Here is a 21,396-nt window from a genome sequence, read left to right on the forward strand (position 1 = left end):
TCCCTTCCCACGGCGGGCTGAGCCGTGCGCGCCGAACGCGTCTTCGCGTACGGTGCCGCCGCCGGCCTTCTCGGCGACCTCCTCCTCGGCGATCCGCGCCGCGGACACCCGGTCGCCGCGTTCGGCCGTGCCGCGGGCGCCGTGGAACGGGTGCTGTGGCGTGACCACCGGGGCCGGGGCGCCCTGCACACCCTCGTGTGCGCCGGTGGCGCCGCCGCCCTCGGCACCGCCGCCGCACGTGCCGTACGCCGCTCCCCCGCCGCCTCCGTCGCGCTGACCGGCGCCGCCACCTGGGCCGTAGTCGGCGGCACCTCGCTGGCCCGCGAGGCGCGTGCCGTCGGCCGTGCGCTGGAGGCCGGGGACGTCGAGGCGGCCCGGGCCCGGCTGCCGCACCTGTGCGGGCGGGACCCGCAGGCGCTGGACGCCGACGGCATCGCCCGGGCCGTCGTGGAGTCCGTCGCCGAGAACACCTCCGACGCGGTCGTGGGCGCCCTGGTGTGGGGCGCGGTCGCGGGAGTGCCGGGGCTGCTCGGCTTCCGGGCCGTGAACACGCTGGACGCCATGGTCGGCCACAAGTCCCCCCGCTACCGGCGGTTCGGCTGGGCCTCGGCCCGGCTCGACGACCTCGCGGGCTGGCCGGGCGCCCGGCTGACCGCCGTCCTGGCCACCGTGGCCGGCGGCGATCCGCGGGGCGCCGTGCGTGCCTGGCGGGCCGACGCCGGGCGGCACCCGAGCCCCAACGCCGGGCCCGTGGAGGCGTCGTTCGCGGGCGCCCTGGGTGTGCGGCTCGGCGGGACGCTCTCGTACGGCGGCCGGGTCGAACACCGGCCGGTCCTCAACGGGGCGGCGGGGCGCGCCGTCCGGGCCGGCGGCGGCGACATCGAGCGGGCGGTACGGCTGTCCCGGCGCGTGAGCTGGCTGGCGCTGGGCGCCTGTGCGGGCGCGCGGCTGCTCGTCCGCGGAGTCACTGGGAAGGGACGTACGTCATGAGCGGTGGCCTCCTCGTCGCCGGCACCACCTCCGACGCCGGCAAGAGCGTCGTCACCGCCGGGATCTGCCGCTGGCTGGTGCGCCAGGGCGTGAAGGTGGCGCCGTTCAAGGCGCAGAACATGTCCCTCAACTCGTTCGTGACGCGCGAGGGCGCCGAGATCGGGCGGGCGCAGGCGATGCAGGCCCAGGCCTGCCGGGTCGAGCCGACCGCGCTGATGAACCCGGTGCTGCTCAAGCCGGGCGGCGAGCAGAGCAGCCAGGTCGTGCTGCTCGGCAGACCGGTCGGCGAGATGAGCGCCCGCGGCTACCACGGCGGACGCCAGCAGCGGCTGCTCGGCACGGTGCTCGGCTGCCTGGCCGAGCTGCGGGGCGCGTACGACGCGGTGATCTGCGAGGGGGCGGGCAGCCCGGCCGAGATCAACCTGCGCCGGACCGACATCGTGAACATGGGGATCGCCCGGGGCGCCGGGCTCCCCGTCCTGGTCGTCGGCGACATCGACCGCGGGGGCGTCTTCGCGTCCTTCTTCGGCACGGTGGCGCTGCTCTCCCCCGAGGACCAGGCGCTGGTCGCCGGGTTCCTCGTGAACAAGTTCCGGGGCGACGTGTCGCTGCTGGAGCCGGGTCTGGAGATGCTGCACGGCCTCACCGGACGGCGGACGTACGGTGTGCTGCCGTTCCGGCACGGGCTCGGCATCGACGAGGAGGACGGCCTGCGCGTGTCCCTGCGCGGGACCGTGCGGGAGTCGGTCGTCGCGCCCCCCGTCGGCGAGGACGTCCTGCGGATCGCCGTGTGCGCGGTCCCGCTGATGTCCAACTTCACGGACGTGGACGCGCTCGCCGCCGAACCCGGTGTCGTGGTGCGGTTCGTGGACCGGCCGGAGGAGCTGGCCGACGCGGACCTCGTCATCGTCCCGGGGACGCGCGGCACCGTCCGGGCGCTGGAGTGGCTGCGGGAGCGCGGCCTCGCCGACGCGCTCGCCCGCAGGGCCGCCGAGGGCCGCCCCGTGCTCGGCATCTGCGGCGGCTTCCAGCTCCTCGGCGAGCACATCGAGGACGACGTCGAGTCCCGCGCCGGGCACGTCGACGGGCTCGGACTGCTGCCCGTGCGGGTGCGGTTCGCCCGCGAGAAGACCCTCACGCGGCCCGTCGGCGAGGCCCTCGGCGAGCCGGTCGAGGGGTACGAGATCCACCACGGGGTCGCTGAAGTGACCGGCGGGGACGCCTTCCTGGACGGCTGCCGGGTCGGCCAGACCTGGGGAACGCACTGGCACGGCTCGCTGGAGTCGGACGGCTTCCGGCGGGCGTTCCTGCGCGAGGTGGCCGCCGCCGCGGGCCGTCGCTTCGTGCCGGCCCCCGACACCTCGTTCGCCGCGCTGCGCGAGGAGCAGCTCGACCGGCTCGGCGACCTGATCGAACAGCACGCGGACACCGACGCGCTGTGGCGGCTCATCGAGTCCGGCGCGCCACAAGGACTGCCCTTCATTCCACCGGGAGCGCCCGCATGAGCACAGTGTTGTTGTTGTCGACCGCCGACACGGACCTGCTGGCGGCCCGCGCGTCGGACGCCGCCTACCGGATCGGCAACCCGACCCGGGTCGACGTACGGGAGGACCTGCCGGGCCTGGTCGAGGGCGCGGACGTCGCCGTCGTCCGCCTGCTCGGCGGCAAGCGCGCCTGGGAGGACGGGCTCGCCGCGCTGAAGGCGGCCGGGATCCCGACCGTGCTGCTCGGCGGCGAGAGCGTGCCGGACGCGGAGCTGATGGCCGAGTCGTCGGTGCCGGCCGGCGTCGTGGCGGAGGCGCTGCGCTACCTCGTCGAGGGCGGGCCGGACAACCTCACCCAGCTCGCGCGCTTCCTCTCCGACACGGTGCTGCTGACCGGCGAGGGCTTCGACGAGCCGCGGAGGATGCCGGAGTACGGGCTCCACGGCGAACGGCGGTTCACCGAGGGCCGCCCGACGGTCGGCGTGCTCTTCTACCGCGCCCACCAACTGAGCGGCAACACCGCCTTCGTGGACACCCTGTGCGACGCGATCGAGGCGCACGGCGCCAACGCGCTGCCGGTGTACTGCGGTTCGCTGCGCGGCGCGGACGCCGGGCTGTACGAGCTGCTGGGCCGGGCCGACGCCCTGATCGCCACCGTCCTCGCGGCGGGCGGCACCCACGCCTCGCAGGCGTCCGCGGGCGGCGACCAGGAAGCCTGGGACATCGGCGCGCTCGCCGACCTGAACGTGCCGGTGCTGCAGGGACTCTGCCTCACCTCCTCCCGCGCCGCGTGGGAGGAGTCCGACGCGGCGCTGTCCCCCATGGACGCGGCGATGCAGGTAGCGATCCCGGAGTTCGACGGGCGTCTGGTCACGGTGCCGTTCTCCTTCAAGGAGAAGGGTCCGGACGAGGTGCCGGTGTACGTCGCCGACCCCGAGCGCGCCGGACGGGTCGCCGGTATCGCCGTACGGCACGCGGTGCTGGGGCACAAGGCGAACGCCGACAAGAAGCTCGCGCTGGTCTTCACCGCGTATCCGACGAAGCACTCCCGCGTCGGCAACGCGGTGGGGCTCGACACCCCGGCGTCCGCCGTCCGGGTCCTCGACGCGCTGCGGGACGCGGGGTACGGGGTCACCGGGTACCCCTCCGGCGGCGACGAGCTGATCCACCGTCTGATCGAGGCCGGCGGTCACGACGTCGAGTGGCTGACGGAGGACCAGCTGGCCGCGGCGCCCGCGCGGGTGCCGCTCGCCGACTACCGGGCGTGGTTCGAGAAGCTGGACCCGGAGCTGCGGGACGGGATGCGGGAAGCGTGGGGCGAGCCGCCGGGTTCGCTGTACGTCGACGGGGACGACATCGTGCTCGCGTCGCTGCAGTTCGGGAACGTCGTGGTCATGATCCAGCCGCCGCGCGGCTTCGGCGAGAACCCGATCGCGATCTACCACGACCCGGACATGCCGCCGTCGCACCACTACATGGCGGCGTACCGGTGGCTGGAGAACAGTTTCGGCGCCGACGCGATCGTGCACATGGGCAAGCACGGCACGATGGAGTGGCTGCCGGGCAAGGGACTGGGCCTGAGCGCGGGGTGCGCGCCGGACGCCGTGCTCGGCGACCTGCCGCTGATCTACCCGTTCATCGTCAACGACCCCGGCGAGGGCACCCAGGCCAAGCGGCGCGGACACGCGACCGTGGTCGACCACCTCGTGCCGCCGATGGCGCGCGCCGACACCTACGGCGACCTGGCCAAGCTGGAGCAGCTGCTCGACGAGTACGCGCTCGTCTCCGACCTGGACCCGACGAAGGCCCCGGCGGTCCGCGCGCAGATCTGGACGCTGGTCAAGGCCGCCGAGCTCCACCACGACCTGCACGTGGACGACCAGCCGGACGACGACGACTTCGACGAGTTCGTCATGCACATCGACGGCTATCTGTGCGAGATCAAGGACGTGCAGATCAGGGACGGCCTGCACATCCTCGGTGGCGGCCCGGTGGGCGAGCCGCGGGTGAATCTGGTGCTGGCTGTGCTGCGCGCCTCGCAGGTCTGGGGCGGGCAGGCGAACGCCCTGCCGGGGCTGCGCGCGACGCTGGCTGCGCATTTCGGCCTGGTCGAGAAGGAACTGCTGGCCGAGCCGGGCGCCCCGGTCAAGGTGCCGGTGGAGCTGACGGACCTGGTGGACGGACCGGCGCGGTCGGCCGCCGACGCGATCGACCTGCTGGAGCAGCTGTGCCGACGGTTCGCGGAGGGCATGGAGTCCCGGGACTGGGACACCGCGGCGGTGCCGGGGCTGGTGCGGGAGGTGGTCGGCGCCGAACTGCCCGACGCGGTCGCGGTGCTGGAGTTCGCCTGCACCGAGGTCGTGCCGCGGCTCGCCCGGACGACGGACGAGATCGGGCACATCCTGCGGGCCCTGGACGGCGGTTACGTCCCGGCCGGGCCGTCCGGTTCACCGACCCGCGGCCTGGTCAACGTGCTGCCGACCGGCCGGAACTTCTACTCCGTCGACCCCAAGGCGATCCCGTCCCGGCTGAGCTGGGAGGTCGGTCAGTCGCTGGCGGACTCGCTGGTGCAGCGGTACGTGCAGGACACGGGTGAGTACCCGAAGTCCGTCGGCCTGACGGTGTGGGGCACATCCGCGATGCGCACCCAGGGCGACGACATCGCCGAGATCCTGGCGCTGCTGGGCTGCCGTCCGGTGTGGGACGACGCGTCGCGCCGGGTGACGGGCTTCGAGGTGGTGCCGTTGGCGGAATTGGGTCGGCCGCGCGTGGACGTCACGGTGCGCATCTCGGGCTTCTTCCGGGACGCGTTCCCGCACGTCGTGGGGCTGATCGACGACGCGGTGCGGGCGGTGGCGGAGCTGGACGAGCCCGCCTCGCAGAACTTCGTCCGCGCCCACGCCGACGAGGACACCGCGGAGCACGGCGACCGACGGCGCGCGACGGCGCGTATCTTCGGCTCCAAGCCGGGCGCGTACGGCGCGGGTCTGCTGCCGCTGATCGACGCACGGAACTGGCGCAGCGACGCGGACCTGGCCGAGGTGTACGCGGTGTGGGGCGGCTACGCCTACGGCCGCGGGCTCGACGGGCGGGCGGCGCGCGGGGACATGGAGACGGCGTTCCGGCGGATCGCGGTGGCGGCGAAGAATGTCGATACGCGTGAGCATGACATCGCCGATGCGGACGACTACTTCCAGTACCACGGCGGCATGGTGGCGATGGTGCGGCATCTGACGGGCGAGTCGCCCGAGGCGTACGTCGGCGACTCGGCGACACCGGACCAGGTCAAGACCAGGACGCTGAGCGAAGAGACCCACCGCGTCTTCCGGGCGCGGGTGGTCAACCCGCGCTGGATGAGCGCCATGAGAAGGCACGGCTATAAGGGCGCCTTCGAGATGGCTGCCACCGTGGACTATCTCTTCGGCTACGACGCCACAGCCGGGGTGGTGGACGACTGGATGTACGAGAAGTTGTCCGCCGAGTACGTGTTCTCGCCGGAGAACCAGGAATTCATGAGGAAGTCCAACCCGTGGGCGTTGAGGGGCATCACGGAGCGGCTGCTGGAAGCGGCAGACCGCGGGCTGTGGGCGGAGCCTGACCAGGAAACCCTGGACCGGCTCCGGGCGACCTACCTCGAGCTTGAGGGAGATCTGGAGGGAGAGGAGTGACGCTCCCCGATATCCCCGCGAGTGCGGGGAGCAATGCGCGTCCGCCAGAAGGCCAGGCTCCAAGGCCGGAACATCCCCGCGACGCCGGGGAGCATGTCGCGATTCTCGCAAGTCTGCGCATGGAGACCGAGTTGTTCTGGCAGGAAACACCCGGAGGAGTGAGCAACGCATGAGCACGCCCTACCCCTTCACCGCCGTGGTCGGCCAGGAGAACTTGAGCTTGGCGCTTCTTCTCAACGCGGTGAGTCCATCGATCGGCGGTGTCCTTGTACGAGGTGAGAAGGGCACCGCGAAGAGCACCGCCGTACGCGCCCTGTCTTCGCTGCTTCCCGAAGTAGACATCGTCTCCAGGTGCCGGTTCTCCTGCGCCCCCGACTCCCCTGACCCCGCATGCCCCGACGGACCGCACCGGCCTGGTGGGTTCGAGTCGCGGCCCGCTCGAATGGTCGAGCTGCCCGTCGGCGCCTCCGAGGACCGGCTCGTCGGAGCCCTTGACATCGAGCGAGTTCTCACCGAGGGCGTGAAGAGCTTCGAGCCGGGTCTTCTGGCTCAAGCGCACCGCGGGATCCTGTACGTCGACGAGGTCAATCTCCTGCACGACCACTTGGTCGACCTCCTGCTCGACGCCGCCGCCATGGGCGCCTCCTACGTCGAGCGTGAGGGTGTGTCCGTGCGGCACGCCGCTCGATTCCTGCTGGTCGGGACCATGAATCCCGAGGAAGGCGAATTGCGGCCCCAGCTGTTGGACCGGTTCGGGCTCACCGTCGAGGTCGCCGCCTCCCGCGAGCCGGATCAGCGGGTGGAGGTCGTGCGGCGCCGGCTGGCGTACGACGACGATCCGGCCGCCTTCGCCGCGCGCTGGGCCGACGAGGAGGCCGCCGTACGGGCGCGGATCGTGGCGGCGCGGGAGCTTCTGCCGTCGGTGCGGCTGAGCGACGGGGCGTTGCGGCAGATCGCGGCGACTTGTGCGGCCTTCGAGGTGGACGGCATGCGGGCCGACATCGTGATGGCGCGGACGGCGACCGCGCTGGCCGCGTGGGCCGGGCGGACCGACGTACTGGCCGAGGATGTGCGGCAGGCCGCCTTGCTGGCGCTGCCTCATCGGCGGCGGCGGAATCCCTTCGACGCGCCGGGGCTCGACGAGGACAAGCTGGACGAGACGCTGGAGGAGTTCGGCGGGCAGGGCGAGGACGGGGACGACGACGATCCGGACCCGGGTCCCGGCGGTGGTCCCGGCGACCGGCAGCCCGAGCCCGATGACACCCCGCAGGGCGACGGTGACACCGCCGCGCGGCCCGAGGCCGGTGAGGGCGGGGAGCCGCAGGCGTCCGGAGGCGGTGCCGGTGAGCAGTCGCCCGTGCGGGCCGCCGAGCCTTTCCGCACGAAGGTGCTGAGCGTGCCCGGGCTGGGCGAGGGTGCCGCCGGGCGGCGTTCACGGGCGCGGACCGAGCACGGGCGGACCACCGGGGCCCGGCGTCCGCAGGGTGCGCTGACCAAGCTGCACCTCGCGGCGACCGTGCAGGCCGCCGCTCCGCACCAGCGGGCGCGGGGGCGCAGCGGGCCGGGGCTGGTGGTGCGGCGGGACGATCTGCGGCAGGCGACGCGGGAGGGGCGGGAGTCGAACCTCGTCCTCTTCGTTGTGGACGCCTCCGGTTCGATGGCCGCGCGGCAGCGGATGAGTGCCGTCAAGGGTGCCGTGCTGTCGCTGCTGCTGGACGCCTATCAGCGGCGGGACAAGGTGGGGCTGGTGACCTTCCGGGGCACGGCCGCCGAGGTCGCCCTGCCGCCGACGTCCTCCGTGGACGCGGCGGCGGCCCGGCTGGAGTCGCTGCCGACGGGTGGGCGTACGCCGCTGGCGGCCGGGCTGCTGCGTGCCCACGAGGTGGTGCGGGTGGAGCGGTTGCGGGACCCTGCGCGTCGGCCGTTGATGGTCGTGGTGACGGACGGGCGGGCCACCGGTGGCCCCGAGCCGGTCGCGCTGGCGGGGCGTGCCGCGCGGCTGTTCGCGGCCGAGGGCACCGCGTCCGTGGTCGTGGACTGCGAGTCGGGGCCGGTGCGGCTGGGGCTGGCCGGGCGGCTCGCGGGTGAGCTGGGCGGTACGGCGGTGACGCTGGACGAGTTGCGGGCGGACTCCATCGCGGGGCTGGTCAGGGACGTACAGAGGAGGGCCGCGTAATGCCGAAGGGGCAGCCGAGTGTCGTGCCGGACGACGGTCTGACGACCCGTCAGCGACGTAATCGTCCGCTGGTCGTCGTGCACACGGGCATCGGGAAGGGCAAGTCGACCGCCGCCTTCGGGCTGGCGCTGCGGGCCTGGAACCAGGGGTGGCCGATCGGGGTGTTCCAGTTCGTCAAGTCGGCGAAGTGGAAGGTCGGCGAGGAGAACGCCCTGCGGGTGCTCGGCGCGAGCGGTGAGGGCGGGTCCGTCGACTGGCACAAGATGGGCGAGGGCTGGTCCTGGGTCCAGCGGGACGCCCAGATGGACAACGAGGAGAAGGCCCGGGAGGGCTGGGAGCAGGTCAAGCGGGACCTCGCCGCCGAGACGTACAGGCTGTACGTGCTGGACGAGTTCGCCTACCCGATGCACTGGGGCTGGGTCGACACCGAGGAGGTCGTGTCCGTGCTGCGGGAGCGGCCGGGGACGCAGCACGTCGTGATCACCGGCAGGAACGCGCCCGACGCCCTCGTGGACCTCGCCGATCTCGTCACCGACATGTCCAAGGTCAAGCATCCGATGGATGCTGGGCAGAAGGGGCAGAGGGGCATCGAGTGGTGATCTCCCCTGCCGTTCCCCGGCTGGTCATCGCCGCGCCCTCGTCGGGCAGTGGCAAGACCACCGTCGCCACCGGGCTCATGGCCGCGCTCGCCGCGCGGGGTCTCGCCGTGTCCCCGCACAAGGTCGGGCCCGACTACATCGACCCCGGGTACCACGCGCTCGCCACCGGACGGGTGGGGCGGAATCTCGACGCGTATCTGTGCGGGCCCGAGCTGGTCGGGCCGCTGTTCCTGCATGGTGCGCGCGGGTGTGACATCGCCGTGGTCGAGGGTGTGATGGGGCTGTACGACGGGGCGGCGGGGGAAGGTGAGCTGGCCTCCACCGCGCAGGTCGCGAAGCTGTTGCGGGCACCGGTGGTGCTGGTCGTGGACGCGTCGTCGCAGTCGCGGTCGGTGGCGGCGCTGGTGCACGGGTTCGTGTCGTTCGATCCGGAGGTCCGGGTCGGGGGCGTGATCCTCAACAAGGTCGCGTCCGATCGGCACGAGGCGTTGTTGCGGGAGGCGGTGGACTCCGTCGGGGTGCCGGTGCTGGGGGTGCTGCGGCGGGCCGCGCGGGTCGACGTGCCGTCGCGGCATCTGGGGCTCGTGCCGGTCGCCGAGCGGCGGGCTTCGGCGGTGGAGGCTGTTGCCGCGATGGCGGCGCAGGTGGCGGACGGGTGTGACCTGGAGGCGCTGGTCGGGCTGGCGCGGGGTGCGGGTCCGTTGTCGTGTGCGGCTTGGGATGCGGCTGAGGTCTTGGCTCCTTCGCCCCCGCCGCCCCTTCCCGTCCCGACCTCGGGGGCTGCCGCCCCCGGGCCCCCGCTTCGGACTGGACGGCCTCGTCCTCAAGCGCCGGACGGGCTGAAGCGCGTCGCCGTTGCCGGTGGGGCCGCGTTCACGTTCTCCTACGCCGAGCATTCCGAGCTGCTTGCCGCTGCCGGGGCCGAGGTCGTGTCCGTTGATCCGTTGCGGGACGAGGAGTTGCCCGAGGGGACGGACGGGCTCGTGATCGGGGGCGGTTTTCCCGAGGTGTACGCCTCCGAGCTGTCCGCCAACGAGGCGCTGCGGAAGTCCGTCGCCGAACTGGCTCTCAGCGGGGCTCCCGTGGCCGCCGAGTGTGCGGGGCTGCTGTATCTGTGCCGGGAGCTGGACGGGCTGCCCATGTGCGGGGTGCTGGACGCCTCCGCGCGGATGTCGGAGCGGTTGACGCTGGGGTACCGGGACGCCGTGGCGGTGAGCGACAGTGCGCTGGCCGTCGCGGGGACGCGGATGCGGGGGCACGAGTTCCACCGGACGGTCGTGGAGCCGGGGGCCGGTGCGGCGCCGGCGTGGGGGATGCGGGCGCCCGAGCGGCGCGTCGAGGGTTTTGTGGAGCGCGGTGTGCACGCGAGCTATCTGCACACGCACTGGGCGGCCGAGCCCGGTGTCGCCCGTCGGTTCGTGGAGAGGTGCCGGACGTCATGAGCAGCAGGCTGGTCGGGGTGGGGGTCGGGCCCGGGGACCCCGAGCTGGTGACCGTGAAGGGCGTCAACGCGCTGCGGGCCGCCGACGTCGTCGTCGTACCGGTGATGGACACCGGGGAGCGGGGGCGGGCGGAGGCGACGGTGCTGCACCATGTGGGGGCCGAGAAGGTCGTCCGGGTCGTGTTCGCGCTGAACGAGCGCACCGACCGGGCGCGGCGGGAGGCGGCGTGGGACGCGGCCGGGGAGCGGGTGGCGGGGCTGCTGCGGGAGCACGGGTCCGTCGCCTTCGCGACCATCGGTGATCCCAACGTGTACTCGACGTTCACCTATCTCGCGCAGACCGTCGGCGAGCTCGTGCCGGGGACGGTCGTGGAGACGGTGCCCGGGATCACCGCCATGCAGGATCTGGCGGCGCGGTCGGGAGCCGTGCTGACGGAGGGCACCGAGCCGTTGACGCTGGTGCCGGTGACCGCCGGGGCCGCGGTGCTCAAGGACGCGCTGAACGGGCCGGGGACGGTCGTCGCCTACAAGTTCGGGCGGCAGGCGGCCGAGGTCGTCGAGGCGCTGCGGGAGACCGGGCGGCTCGGTGACGCGGTGTGGGGTTCGGCGCTGGGGCTGCCGGAGGAGTCGGTGCGGGCGGCCGCCGAGCTGGACGGGGCGCCGCTGCCCTATCTGTCGACGCTCATCTCGCCGGCCCGGCGCGAGGGCGGGCGGGGCGGCAAACTGTGAGCGGGGACGCCTCATTCGGCGATGCCCACCACCAGCCAGATGAAGGCGGCGCCCGCGATCGTGCACAGCAGGGTCGAGCGGGCGGGGTGCTCGTGGTGGGCCTCGGGCAGGATCTCGGCGGCGGCGAGATAGAGCAGCACACCGCCGAAGAGGCCGAGATACGCGCCGAGCGCGGTCTCGGGGATCGTGAAGAAGAGCGTGGACGCCGCGCCGACGACCGGGGCGACCGCGTCGGCGACGAGCATCGCGACGGCGCGGCGGCGGGCGTTCCCGTACAGGCTGGTGAGCGTGTAGGTGTTGAAGCCGTCCGCGAAGTCGTGGGCGACCACGGCCATCGCGACCGCCGCGCCCATGCCGCCGCCGACCTGGAACGCCGCGCCGATCGCCACGCCGTCCATCGCGCTGTGCCCGACCATCGCGGCGGCGGCCGTCAGGCCCACCTCGGGCGTGCGGTGGCCGTGCTCGTCGGCGCCGTGCGCGGCGCGGCGGGCGGCCAGCAGGCGTTCCACCAGGTGGGCGAGGAGGAAGCCGGCGACGAAGAGCAGCAGGGCCGCGGGCACGCCGAACACCTCGTCGCCCGCCGCCTCCAGGGCCTCGGGCAGCAGGTCGAGGCCGACCACGCCCAGCATCAGGCCGCCGGCCAGACCCAGGACCAGGTGGCGCCGGTCGGTCACGCGCTGTGCCGTCCAGCCGCCGGCCAGCGTCATCAGGAACGCGCCGAGCGCGACGAAGACCGCCATGCGCCCTTGGTATCCGATCGGCCCGCGTTCACGCGCGTCCGACAGCAGCAACCGCAGTAAATATGCGTAGGAGAGGACCGAATTCCATGGAGCCCGTGGCTTCCACCGCCGGTGCCGGTGCCGGCAAGGTGACGTTCGTCGGTGCCGGTCCCGGTGCCGCCGATCTGCTGACGTTCCGCGCCGCCCGTGCCATCGCCGAGGCCGACGTCGTGATCTGGGCGGCGAGTCTGGTCCAGGCGGAGGTCCTCCAGCACGCGCGGGAGGGCGCGGAGGTCCTGGACTCGGCGACGATGTCGCTGGAGGACGTCGTCGCCGTGTACCGGCGGGCCCGGGAGGAGGGGCTGCGGGTGGCCCGTATCCACTCCGGTGACCCGGCGCTGTGGGGCGGTACGCAGGAGCAGCTGGACCGGTGCGCGGAGATCGGCATCGCGACCGAGGTCGTGCCCGGTGTCTCCGCGTTCTCGGCGGTGGCGGCGCTCGCGCGGCGGGAGCTCACGATCCCGGAGGTCGCGCAGTCCGTGGTGCTGACCCGGCTCGGCGGCGGCAAGACACCGATGCCGCCCGGCGAGGAGGTCCGCGAGTTCGCGAAGCACGGCACGACCATGGCGGTCTTCCTGTCGGCGGCGCGCAGCGGCCAGCTGGTGCGGGAGCTGCTGGAGGGCGGTTATCCGACCGACACGCCGGTCGTCGTCGCCTATCAGGCGACCTGGCCGGAGGAGCTGGTCGTGAAGTGCACGATCGGCACGCTGGAGGAGACCGTCAAGGAGCACAAGCTCTGGAAGCACACGCTCTTCCTGGTCGGCCCGGCGCTCGACGCGCACGGCACCCGTTCGCACCTGTATCACCCGGGGCACTTCCACGGGTACCGCAAGGCCGACCCGGAGGCCCGCAGGGAGCTGCGCGCGCGGGGTGCGAGCACGTGATCAGGGTGGTCGGGGCGGGGACCGGTTCCCCGCTGCCCGCGGACGTGGCGGACGGCGCGGAGCTGGTCGTCGGCGGGCGGCGCCATCTGGATGCCGTGCGGCTGCCGGTGGGGGCCGAGCGGATCGTCCTCGGGGCGCTGGCGCCCGCCCTGGACACGGTCGCCGAGTATGTGGCGAAGGAGCGGCCGGTGCTGGTGCTGGCCTCGGGCGACCCGGGGTTCTTCGGGATCGTGCGGGCGCTGGCCGAGCGGTTCGGGCCGGAGCTGCTCGAGGTGCGGCCCGGGGTGTCGTCGGTGGCCGCCGCGTTCGCGCGGGCCGGGCTGCCGTGGGACGACGCGGTGGTGGCCTCCGCGCACGGGCGGGAGCTGCGGACGGCGGTGAACCTGTGCCGCGCACATCCGAAGGTGGCCGTGCTGACCGGGCCCGGGGCGGGTCCGGCGGAGCTGGGGGCCGCGCTGGCGGGCGACCGGCGGGTGCTGGTCGTGGCCTCGGCGCTCGGGTCCGACGCGGAGCGGGTGGAGCGGGTGACGCCGGCCGAGGCCGCCGCCCGGGACTGGGGTACGGCGGTGAGCGTGGTGCTGTGCCTGGACGCGGCGCGGTCGCTGGGCCCGGTGCGCTCGGTGGCCGGGCCGCGGCCGGGGCCCGCCGGGTGGGCGCTGGACGAGGCCGCGTTCGCCCACCGCGACTCGATGATCACCAAGTTCGAGGTGCGGGCGCTGGCACTGGCCCGGCTCGGTCCGCGCCCCGGCGACCTGATGTGGGACGTCGGCGCGGGCTCGGGGTCCGTGGCCGTGGAGTGCGCGCGGCTCGGTGCCGCCGTCACCGCCGTGGAGAAGACGCCGGACGGGGTGGAGCGCGTGCGCGCCAACGCCGCCGCGCACGGGGTCGACGTGCGCGTGGTGCACGGCGCGGCGCCCGCGGTGCTGTCGGCTCTGGACGATCCGGACGCGGTGTTCGTCGGCGGCGGCGGGCGCGAGCTGCCGGCGATCGTCTCGGCGTGCGCGCGGCGCGCCCGGCGGTGCGTGGTCGTCGCGATGGCCGCCCTCGACCGGGTGCCGGCGGCGCGCGAGGCGCTGCTGGAGGCCGGGCTGGAGTGCGACGGGGTGCTGCTCCAGTCGTCCCGGCTCGCGCCGCTGCCGGGGGACGTGACGCGGCTTGCGGCGACCAATCCCGTTTTCCTGCTGTGGGGTGTGAGGCCCGGCAGCCGTAGCGAAGAAACCGACGAAGGAGGGGCCCAGTGATCGGCCTCATTTCCGCCACCGCGGCGGGTGCGGCGGCGCGGGACCGGCTGGCCGCGGCGTGGCCGGACCGCACGCGCGTGTACGGGGGTCCCGTCGCGGACGCCGTACGGGCCGCGTTCGCCGAGTGCGAGCAGCTCGTGTGCTTCCTGGCCACGGGTGCCGTGGTCCGGCTCGTGGCGCCCCTGCTGGACGACAAGCGGACGGACCCGGGTGTGGTGTGCGTCGACGAGGGCGGGCGGTTCGCCGTGTCGCTGGTCGGCGGGCACGGCGGCGGCGCCAACGAACTCGCCCGCGCGGTGGGCGACGTGCTGGACGCCGAACCGGTGGTGACGACGGCGACGGACGCGGCGGGCCTGCCGGGCCTGGACACGCTGGGCCTGCCCGTCGAGGGCGACGTCGCCGGGGTGTCACGGGCCCTGCTGGACGGGGAGCCGGTGGCGCTGCGGGCCGAGGTGGCCTGGCCGCTGCCGCCGCTGCCGCTCGCCGAGGAGGGCGCGTACACGGTACGGCTGACGGACCGTCTGGTGGAGCCGGCCGGGCGTGAGGCCGTGCTGCGTCCGCCGTCGCTGGTCGTCGGTGTCGGCGCCTCGAAGGGGGCGCCGGTGGACGAGGTGCTCGGCCTGGTGGAGGCGGCGTTGCGGGACGCCGGGCTGTCGGCCGCGTCGGTCGCCGCCCTGGCCACCGTGGACGCCAAGGCCGGGGAGCCCGGCATCGTCGGGGCGGCCGGGCGGCTGGGCGTGCCGCTGCTGACGTATCCGGCCGACGAGCTGGCGGGCGTCGAGGTGCCCAACCCGTCCGACGCGCCGCTCGCCGCCGTCGGCACCCCGTCGGTCGCGGAGGCCGCGGCGCTGGCGGGCGGGGGTGAACTCCTCGTGCCGAAGCGGAAGTCGGAGCGCGCGGACGGCTCGCCGGCCATGGCCACGTGTGCCGTCGTACGGCGTCCGGGGCGGGGGCGGCTCGCGGTGGTGGGGCTCGGTCCCGGTGCCCGGGACCTGCTGACGCCGCGGGCGCTGGCGGAGCTGCGGCGGGCGTCCGTGCTGGTCGGCCTGGACCAGTACGTGGACCAGATCCGCGATCTGCTGCGGCCCGGCACCCGGATCCTGGAGTCGGGGCTCGGCGCGGAGGAGGAGCGGGCGCGGACGGCCGTGGCCGAGGCCCGGCGCGGGCAGGCGGTGGCGCTGATCGGCAGCGGGGACGCGGGCGTGTACGCCATGGCGTCGCCGGCGCTGGCCGAGGCGTCCGACGACATCGACGTGGTCGGGGTGCCGGGTGTGACGGCGGCACTGGCGGCCGGGGCGGTCCTGGGCGCGCCGCTGGGCCACGATCACGTGTCGATCAGCCTGTCCGACCTGCACACGCCGTGGGAGGTCATCGAGCGGCGGGTGCGGGCGGCGGCCGAGTCGGACCTGGTCGTGACGTTCTACAACCCGCGCAGCCGGGGCCGGGACTGGCAGCTCCCGAAGGCGCTGGCGATCCTCGCGGAGCACCGGGAGCCGGCGACGCCGGTCGGTGTCGTCCGCAACGCTTCCCGCGCCGACGAGTCCGCCCGCCTGACCACGCTGGCGGCGCTGGACCCGGCGAGCGTCGACATGATGACGGTCGTGACGGTGGGCAACACGGCGACCCGTGAGATCGCGGGGCGCATGGTCACCCCGCGCGGCTACCGCTGGCAGGAGGCCTCCCGGTGACGCGTGTGGTCCACCCCATCGAGGAGGAGTCCTACCGGCGGCTGCGCGCCCGCCTGGACACCTCGCACTTCCCGCCGCTGACCCGGGCGGTGGTGGAGCGGGTCGTCCACTCCGCCGCCGACCTGGAGTACGCGACCGACCTCGTGATGGACGAGGGCGAGCTGGCGACGGCGCACGCTGCGCTGCACGCCGGGGCGCCCGTCGTCGTGGACGTCGAGATGGTCGGCGCGGGCATCACCCGGCGGGAGACCGTCTGCCGGGTGCGGGACGGCGTCGCCGGTCCGGGGCTGACCCGCTCGGCGCACGGCATGCGGCTGGCGTTCGAGCAGGTCGGGCCCGGCGCCCTGTGGGTGATCGGCAACGCGCCCACCGCGCTGGAGGAGCTGCTGGTCCTGGACGCCTCCCCCGCGCTCGTCATCGGGCTGCCCGTCGGTTTCGTCGGGGCGGCCGAGTCGAAGGCCGCGCTGCGCGAGAGCGGGCTGCCCGCCGTGAGCAACGTGTCCGAGAAGGGCGGGTCGGCGGTGGCCGCCGCCGCGCTCAACGCCCTGCTGTACCACCCGATTTCCGAGGAGAAACTGTGACCACCCCGCCCGCCCTGCTCATCGCCGGCCACGGCACCCGGGACGAGGCCGGAGCCGAGGCGTTCCGCGACTTCGTGCGCGAGCTCGGCCGCCGCCATCCCGAACTGCCCGTCGCGGGCGGCTTCATCGAGCTGTCCCCGCCGCCGCTGGGCGAGGCGGTCACCGAGCTGGTGGAACGGGGCGTGCGCCGGTTCGCGGCGGTGCCGCTGATGCTGGTGTCCGCCGGGCATGCCAAGGGCGACATCCCGGCGGCGCTGTCCCGCGAGAGGGAACGGCACCCGGGCATCTCGTACACGTACGGGCGTCCGCTGGGCCCGCACCCGTCGCTGCTGCGGGTGCTGGAGCGGCGGCTCGCGGAGGCCGTCGACCCGTCCTGGGACCCCGCCGAGGTGACCGTGCTCCTGGTGGGGCGCGGTTCGACGGACCCGGACGCGAACGCCGAGGTGTTCAAGGCGGCGCGGCTGCTGTGGGAGGGCCGGGACTACGCGGCCGTGGAGACGGCGTTCGTGTCGCTGGCGCAGCCGGACGTGCCGGGCGGCCTGGACCGGTGCGCGCGGCTGGGCGCGCGGCGGATCGTGGTCCTGCCGTACTTCCTGTTCACCGGCATCCTCCCGGACCGGGTGCGGCACCAGACGGAGAAGTGGGCCGCCGCGCACCCGGAGACCGAGGTGCGGTCGGCGGACGTCATCGGCCCGGAGCCGGAGCTGCTCGACCTGGTGTGGGAGCGGTACGAGGAGGCGGTGAAGGGCGATCTGCGGATGAACTGCGACAGCTGTGTGTACCGGATCGCGCTGCCCGGCTTCGAGGACAAGGTGGGTCTGCCGCAGCAACCGCACTTCCACCCCGACGACGACGGCCATCACCACCACGGGCACCATCACGGGCATGGACACGCACACTCCCATGCGCACTGACCCCGGCGGCCCTGACCTGCGGCACCACGGGGACGCCGAGGTCCGGGACGACGGTTCGGCGCTGGTGGACCTCGCGGTGAACGTCCGCGCGGACACGCCCCCCGCGTGGCTGCGCGATCATGTGGCCGGCTCGCTCGGCTCCCTCGCGGCCTACCCGGACGGGCGGGCCGCGCGGGCGGCGGTGGCGGCGCGGCACGGGCTGCCGGTGGAGCGGGTGCTGCTGACGGCGGGCGCGGCGGAGGCGTTCGTGCTGCTGGCGCGGGCGCTGAAGGTGCGCCGGCCGGTGGTGGTGCACCCGCAGTTCACGGAGCCGGAGGCGGCGCTGCGGGACGCCGGGCACACGGTCGGCCGGGTGCTGCTGCGGGAGGCGGACGGCTTCCGGCTGGACCCGGCGGCGGTGCCGGAGGACGCCGACCTGGTGGTGATCGGCAACCCGACCAACCCGACGTCGGTGCTGCACCCGGCGGACGTGATCGCGTCCCTCGCCCGTCCTGGGCGGACGCTGGTCGTGGACGAGGCGTTCCTGGACGCGGTGCCGGGTGAGCGGGAGGCGCTGGCCGGGCGCACGGACGTGCCCGGGCTGGTGGTCCTGCGCAGCCTGACCAAGACGTGGGGACTGGCCGGGCTGCGCATCGGGTACGTCCTGGCCGCCCCGGACACCGTCGCGGACCTGGAACGCGCCCAGCCCCTGTGGCCCGTGTCCACGCCCGCGCTGGCGGCGGCCGAGGCGTGTGTGGCGCCGCGCGCGCTGGCGGAGGCGGCCCACGCCGCCCACCGCATCGCCGCGGACCGCGCCCATCTCCTCGCCGGGCTACGGCGCATCGCCCCGGCCGGCCTCCGGATCACCGAGCCCGCCGAGGGCCCCTTCGTCCTGATCCGCCTGCCGGACGCCACGGCCGTACGCCACCGGCTGCGCGCCCTCGGGTACGCGGTGCGACGCGGCGACACCTTCCCGGGCCTGGGCCCGGACTGGCTCCGCCTGGCGGTACGAAGCCGAACGACGACGGACGGCTTCCTGAAGGCCCTGGAACGGGCGCTGACCCCCTGACGCCATGGCCCGCGGGCAGCCGCGCGCCACCCGCCCCCTACCCACCCAGTCCGCAGGCACTCGCGCCCCAGGCCCCCCAGCCCGCGGGCACTCGCGCCCCCCAGGCCCACCCAGCCCTCATGCAGTCGCACCGGCCGCCCCCGCCCACCCAGCCTGCGGGCAGTCGCGCCGGCCGCCCCATGCCCACCTAGCCTGCGGGCAGTCGTGCCTTCCCCAGTGCCTGAACGGCCTGGGAGGTGCCCCCAGGGGCGGCACGGGTGGGCGCTGGGGGTCCCCCCTCTGGGGGAGGCACCCTGTCAGCGCCGGTAAGCGCACCCACCCCGCGCCGGCCCGCCCAGGCGCCGCCCGTCCCGCTGTCAGCCCCGCTTGCGCCGCGCCACGGCCAGCGCTCCCGCGCCCGTCAGCACCAACACCCCCGCACCGGCAGCGAGATAGGGAGTCGTCGAGCTACCCCCCGTCTCGGCCAGGTCGGCCGTCGCCTCCTTCGCGGGAGCCCCCTGCGGCTTCACCTCCGCCACCTCAGCGGGCTCCTCCTTGGCCTCCACCGGCGGCTCCGCCGCCACCGCCGCCGGAGCCGCCGGCGCCTCGCAACTGGCGCTCGCCAGCGTCAGCGTGCCGTCGACCCGCGCCACCCCCAGGTCGAGCGGATCGACATGCACCGTCAGCGCGAGCGCCGTCGCGGCGGCCGTACGCGACGTGGTCTCCGTCTTCGACAGGTCGAGCCGCACCTCGCCGACGCCGGGCACCTTCACCTCCGTCGTCCCGCCCGTGGTCAGCGTGACCTTCTTGCCGAGGACCGTGACCGCACCCAGCAGGTTCGAGGAGGCGACGGGCTTCTTCCCCGCCTCGCAGGTCGCCGTGGAGGTGACCTGCCCGACCTCGATGACCGACAGCAGCGGCAGACCGGGCACGTGGACCCGGGCCCGGGCCAGCTCCGTGCGGCCCTCCGCCTTCTCCGCGGTCGTCGTCGCCTCGGCGTCGGCCACGTCGGCGCGCAGGACGCTGAAGGGCTTTCCGCCCTCGACGCCGTCCAGCCGTGCGGTCAGCGCGGTCTTCCGGGCGCTCTCGGGCGCCTGCACCTCGTTGAGGGTGACCGTGAGCGGGACGTCCACGGTCTTCTTGAGCAGGGACACGTCGAGGTCGGTGCGCAGGACGGAGGCGCTCGCACGGCCGTGGTCGTCGGTCGCGTGGGCGGTGCCCGCGCCGGCCAGGACCGCGGGTCCTGCGGCCAGCGCCGTGGCCGCCGTGACGGTGACGAGGCGGCGTGCGGGCATGCGGAAGGTGTTGCCGTTCAAGGTGGTGGGACCCCCAGAGAGACATGCGTGCGGAACACGCATGAGCGACATGCTTGGGACCCGGAAAGGATGTCCCCGGCCGGACCCAACCGTCAGCGATCCAGGGTCACTTCACCCCTTCGTGGGGTTTCCGCGCGCCCTTTCGAATCCTCGGGCACGTCCGTTCCCCGGCCTCACCCGTGTCGGCTACCCGACGACCCGTCCGTTGAGCACCACCCGGCGCGGAGCGCCGAGCACGCGCACGTCCGCGCGCGGGTCCTCGTCGTACACCACCAGGTCGGCCGGCGCGCCCTCGTCGAGGCCGGGCCGGCCGAGCCAGCGCCGGGCGGCCCAGGTCGTCGCGGCGAGGGCGTCGAGCGGCGGGATGCCGGCGGTGACCAGTTCGGCGACCTCCGCCCCGGCCAGGCCGTGGGCGAGGGCGCCGCCCGCGTCGGTGCCGACGAAGACCGGGATGCCGGCGTCGTAGGCGTTGCGGACGGTGTCGTAGCGGCGGGCGTGCAGCCGGCGCATGTGGTCCGACCAGCGCGGGAACCGGCTCTCCCCGCCCTTGGCGAGGGCGGGGAAGGTGGCGATGTTGACCAGGGTGGGCACGATGGCGACGCCGCGCTCGGCGAAGAGCGGGATGGTGTCGTCGGTCAGGCCGGTCGCGTGCTCGACGCAGTCGATGCCGGCCTCGACGAGGTCGCGCAGGGAGTCCTCGGCGAAGCAGTGCGCGGTGACGCGGGCGCCGAGGCGGTGGGCCTCGGCGATGGCCGCCTCGACGGCGCCGCGGGGCCAGCAGGCGGACAGGTCGCCGAGGTCGCGGTCGATCCAGTCGCCGACCAGCTTGACCCAGCCGTCGCCGCGCCGGGCCTCCTGGGCGACGAGGGCGACGAGGTCGTCGGGCTCGATCTCCCAGGCGTAGTTGCGGATGTAGCGGCGCGTGCGGGCGATGTGCCGGCCCGCGCGGATGATCTTCGGGAGGTCCTCGCGGTCGTCGATCCAGCGGGTGTCGGAGGGCGATCCGGCGTCGCGGATGAGGAGGGTGCCCGCGTCCCGGTCGGTCAGCGCCTGCTTCTCGGCGACGTCCTCGGGCACGGCGCCGTGCTGGTCGAGGCCGACGTGGCAGTGCGCGTCGACCAGGCCGGGCAGCACCCAGCCCTCGACGGTGCGGACGTCGGCCGCCCCGGCGGGACGGTCGTACGAGATCCGGCCGTCGACGACCCACAGCTCGTCGCGGACCTCCTCGGGTCCGACGAGCACCCGTCCCTTCACGTGCAGCACCGTGCGATCGCTCATGCCCGCACCTTAGACGGGGCCGCCGGGGCCGTTCGAGTGGCCGGCCACCGGACGCCGCCGCGCGCGGGCGCGCAGCTCGGTGGCGTATCCGGCCGCGACCGCGCTCGCTGCACCGGTCAGGGCCAGGACGGCGACGGCGGGGTTGACGTACCCGGGGACGTCGTCGCTGGTGTAGTCGTCGCCGTCGGTGGTCTCGCAGACGAAGCCCAGGGGCAGGAAGGAGACCGACTGGTCGATGACATGGAGGGCCCGCGCCTCGTATCCGGGCATGCGGCAGGGCGGCGCCGGTGCGGAGCCCGCGCCGCCGCCCGACTCCATCACGGCACCGGTGACGTGCAGCAGCCCCCAGGCGTACGCGGCGAGGGCGGCGGCACCGGCGAACGCGGCCAGGGCGTGCAGGGCCGGTGCCGCGCCGCCGCCCCGGGCGCGGCGGGCGGCGAGCACGCTCGCGCCGTGGCCGGTCAGGCCGACGACCGTGACCACGACGACCACGACGACCAGCAGAAGGGCGAGGAACACACGGCCAGTTCATCAGACGGCGGCCGCCACGGCTATGACGGAAGCCATGATTCCGGGCGTGGGGGTGTCGCAACGGAGGCCC

The 21,396-nt window shown here is 74.5% G+C and carries 17 protein-coding genes; 13 read left to right on the top strand and 4 right to left on the bottom strand.

The genetic code is table 11. The features are described 5' to 3' along the window. Window positions 1–24 precede the first annotated feature (24 nt). The 7 genes from AB0E77_RS26910 to cobI all read left to right on the top strand — a co-directional run bounded on the left by AB0E77_RS26910 (window position 25) and on the right by cobI (window position 11,087). On the top strand, window positions 25–990 hold the full coding sequence (locus AB0E77_RS26910; protein WP_361575077.1) for a cobalamin biosynthesis protein: 966 nt from the start codon (window positions 25–27) through the stop codon (window positions 988–990). After that, entirely contained in the window at window positions 987–2,495 is a 1,509-nt protein-coding gene (locus AB0E77_RS26915; RefSeq protein ID WP_361575080.1) for a cobyric acid synthase, read from the top strand. Before AB0E77_RS26910 ends, AB0E77_RS26915 begins: the two co-directional genes overlap by 4 nt. Continuing rightward, complete coding sequence (gene cobN, locus AB0E77_RS26920) at window positions 2,492–6,142, top strand: cobaltochelatase subunit CobN (RefSeq protein ID WP_361575083.1); 3,651 nt, start codon at window positions 2,492–2,494, stop codon at window positions 6,140–6,142. The genes AB0E77_RS26915 and cobN overlap by 4 nt, the downstream gene beginning before the upstream one ends. A gap of 169 nt (window positions 6,143–6,311) precedes the next feature. Then, window positions 6,312–8,318, top strand: coding sequence for a putative cobaltochelatase (locus tag AB0E77_RS26925; protein WP_361575086.1), 2,007 nt, complete (start codon window positions 6,312–6,314; stop codon window positions 8,316–8,318). Then, entirely contained in the window at window positions 8,318–8,917 is a 600-nt protein-coding gene (gene cobO / locus AB0E77_RS26930) for a cob(I)yrinic acid a,c-diamide adenosyltransferase (protein ID WP_361575089.1), read from the top strand. The genes AB0E77_RS26925 and cobO overlap by 1 nt, the downstream gene beginning before the upstream one ends. After that, window positions 8,911–10,359, top strand: coding sequence for a cobyrinate a,c-diamide synthase (locus tag AB0E77_RS26935; protein ID WP_361575092.1), 1,449 nt, complete (start codon window positions 8,911–8,913; stop codon window positions 10,357–10,359). Before cobO ends, AB0E77_RS26935 begins: the two co-directional genes overlap by 7 nt. Next, complete coding sequence (cobI, locus tag AB0E77_RS26940) at window positions 10,356–11,087, top strand: precorrin-2 C(20)-methyltransferase (RefSeq protein ID WP_361575095.1); 732 nt, start codon at window positions 10,356–10,358, stop codon at window positions 11,085–11,087. The genes AB0E77_RS26935 and cobI overlap by 4 nt, the downstream gene beginning before the upstream one ends. 11 nt (window positions 11,088–11,098) lie before the next feature. Here cobI and AB0E77_RS26945 read toward each other — a convergent pair whose 3' ends face one another. Then, window positions 11,099–11,827: a ZIP family metal transporter gene (locus AB0E77_RS26945; RefSeq protein WP_361575098.1), complete on the bottom strand. Its 729-nt coding sequence runs from the start codon at window positions 11,825–11,827 to the stop codon at window positions 11,099–11,101. A 95-nt stretch (window positions 11,828–11,922) separates the two neighbouring features. On the opposite strand from AB0E77_RS26945, the gene cobM reads away from it, so the two are divergent. Genes cobM through cobC form a run of 6 tightly spaced genes read left to right on the top strand, consistent with a single transcriptional unit; the run spans window position 11,923 to window position 18,222 of the window. Continuing rightward, complete coding sequence (cobM, locus tag AB0E77_RS26950; RefSeq protein ID WP_361575100.1) at window positions 11,923–12,750, top strand: precorrin-4 C(11)-methyltransferase; 828 nt, start codon at window positions 11,923–11,925, stop codon at window positions 12,748–12,750. Then, window positions 12,747–13,991 carry a precorrin-6y C5,15-methyltransferase (decarboxylating) subunit CbiE gene (gene cbiE / locus AB0E77_RS26955; protein ID WP_361575103.1) on the top strand — a complete coding sequence of 415 codons (1,245 nt, stop codon included), beginning with the start codon at window positions 12,747–12,749 and terminating at the stop codon, window positions 13,989–13,991. Before cobM ends, cbiE begins: the two co-directional genes overlap by 4 nt. Then, window positions 13,988–15,679 (top strand): precorrin-3B C(17)-methyltransferase, encoded by a 1,692-nt coding sequence (gene cobJ / locus AB0E77_RS26960; protein WP_361575106.1) that lies wholly within the window; start codon window positions 13,988–13,990, stop codon window positions 15,677–15,679. The genes cbiE and cobJ overlap by 4 nt, the downstream gene beginning before the upstream one ends. Next, on the top strand, window positions 15,676–16,260 hold the full coding sequence (locus AB0E77_RS26965) for a precorrin-8X methylmutase (protein WP_361575109.1): 585 nt from the start codon (window positions 15,676–15,678) through the stop codon (window positions 16,258–16,260). Before cobJ ends, AB0E77_RS26965 begins: the two co-directional genes overlap by 4 nt. Then, window positions 16,257–17,174: a sirohydrochlorin chelatase gene (locus AB0E77_RS26970; RefSeq protein WP_361575112.1), complete on the top strand. Its 918-nt coding sequence runs from the start codon at window positions 16,257–16,259 to the stop codon at window positions 17,172–17,174. Before AB0E77_RS26965 ends, AB0E77_RS26970 begins: the two co-directional genes overlap by 4 nt. Further along, a complete protein-coding gene (gene cobC, locus AB0E77_RS26975; protein WP_361575115.1) occupies window positions 17,164–18,222 on the top strand; it encodes an Rv2231c family pyridoxal phosphate-dependent protein CobC in 1,059 nt (352 codons plus the stop codon). Before AB0E77_RS26970 ends, cobC begins: the two co-directional genes overlap by 11 nt. A 356-nt stretch (window positions 18,223–18,578) precedes the next feature. Here the strand turns inward: cobC and AB0E77_RS26980 are convergent, their stop codons facing one another. From AB0E77_RS26980 to AB0E77_RS26990, 3 genes are all read right to left on the bottom strand, one after another. Further along, window positions 18,579–19,517, bottom strand: a complete 939-nt coding sequence (locus tag AB0E77_RS26980; protein WP_361575118.1) for an SCO1860 family LAETG-anchored protein — start codon at window positions 19,515–19,517, stop codon at window positions 18,579–18,581. 186 nt (window positions 19,518–19,703) lie between these two features. Further along, a complete protein-coding gene (locus AB0E77_RS26985; protein WP_361575121.1) occupies window positions 19,704–20,795 on the bottom strand; it encodes an amidohydrolase family protein in 1,092 nt (363 codons plus the stop codon). A gap of 9 nt (window positions 20,796–20,804) precedes the next feature. Continuing rightward, window positions 20,805–21,314: a hypothetical protein gene (locus AB0E77_RS26990; RefSeq protein WP_361575124.1), complete on the bottom strand. Its 510-nt coding sequence runs from the start codon at window positions 21,312–21,314 to the stop codon at window positions 20,805–20,807. Window positions 21,315–21,396 lie beyond the last annotated feature (82 nt).

It is taken from the genome of Streptomyces sp. NPDC032940 (assembly GCF_040636935.1).
GTDB lineage: Bacteria > Actinomycetota > Actinomycetes > Streptomycetales > Streptomycetaceae > Streptomyces.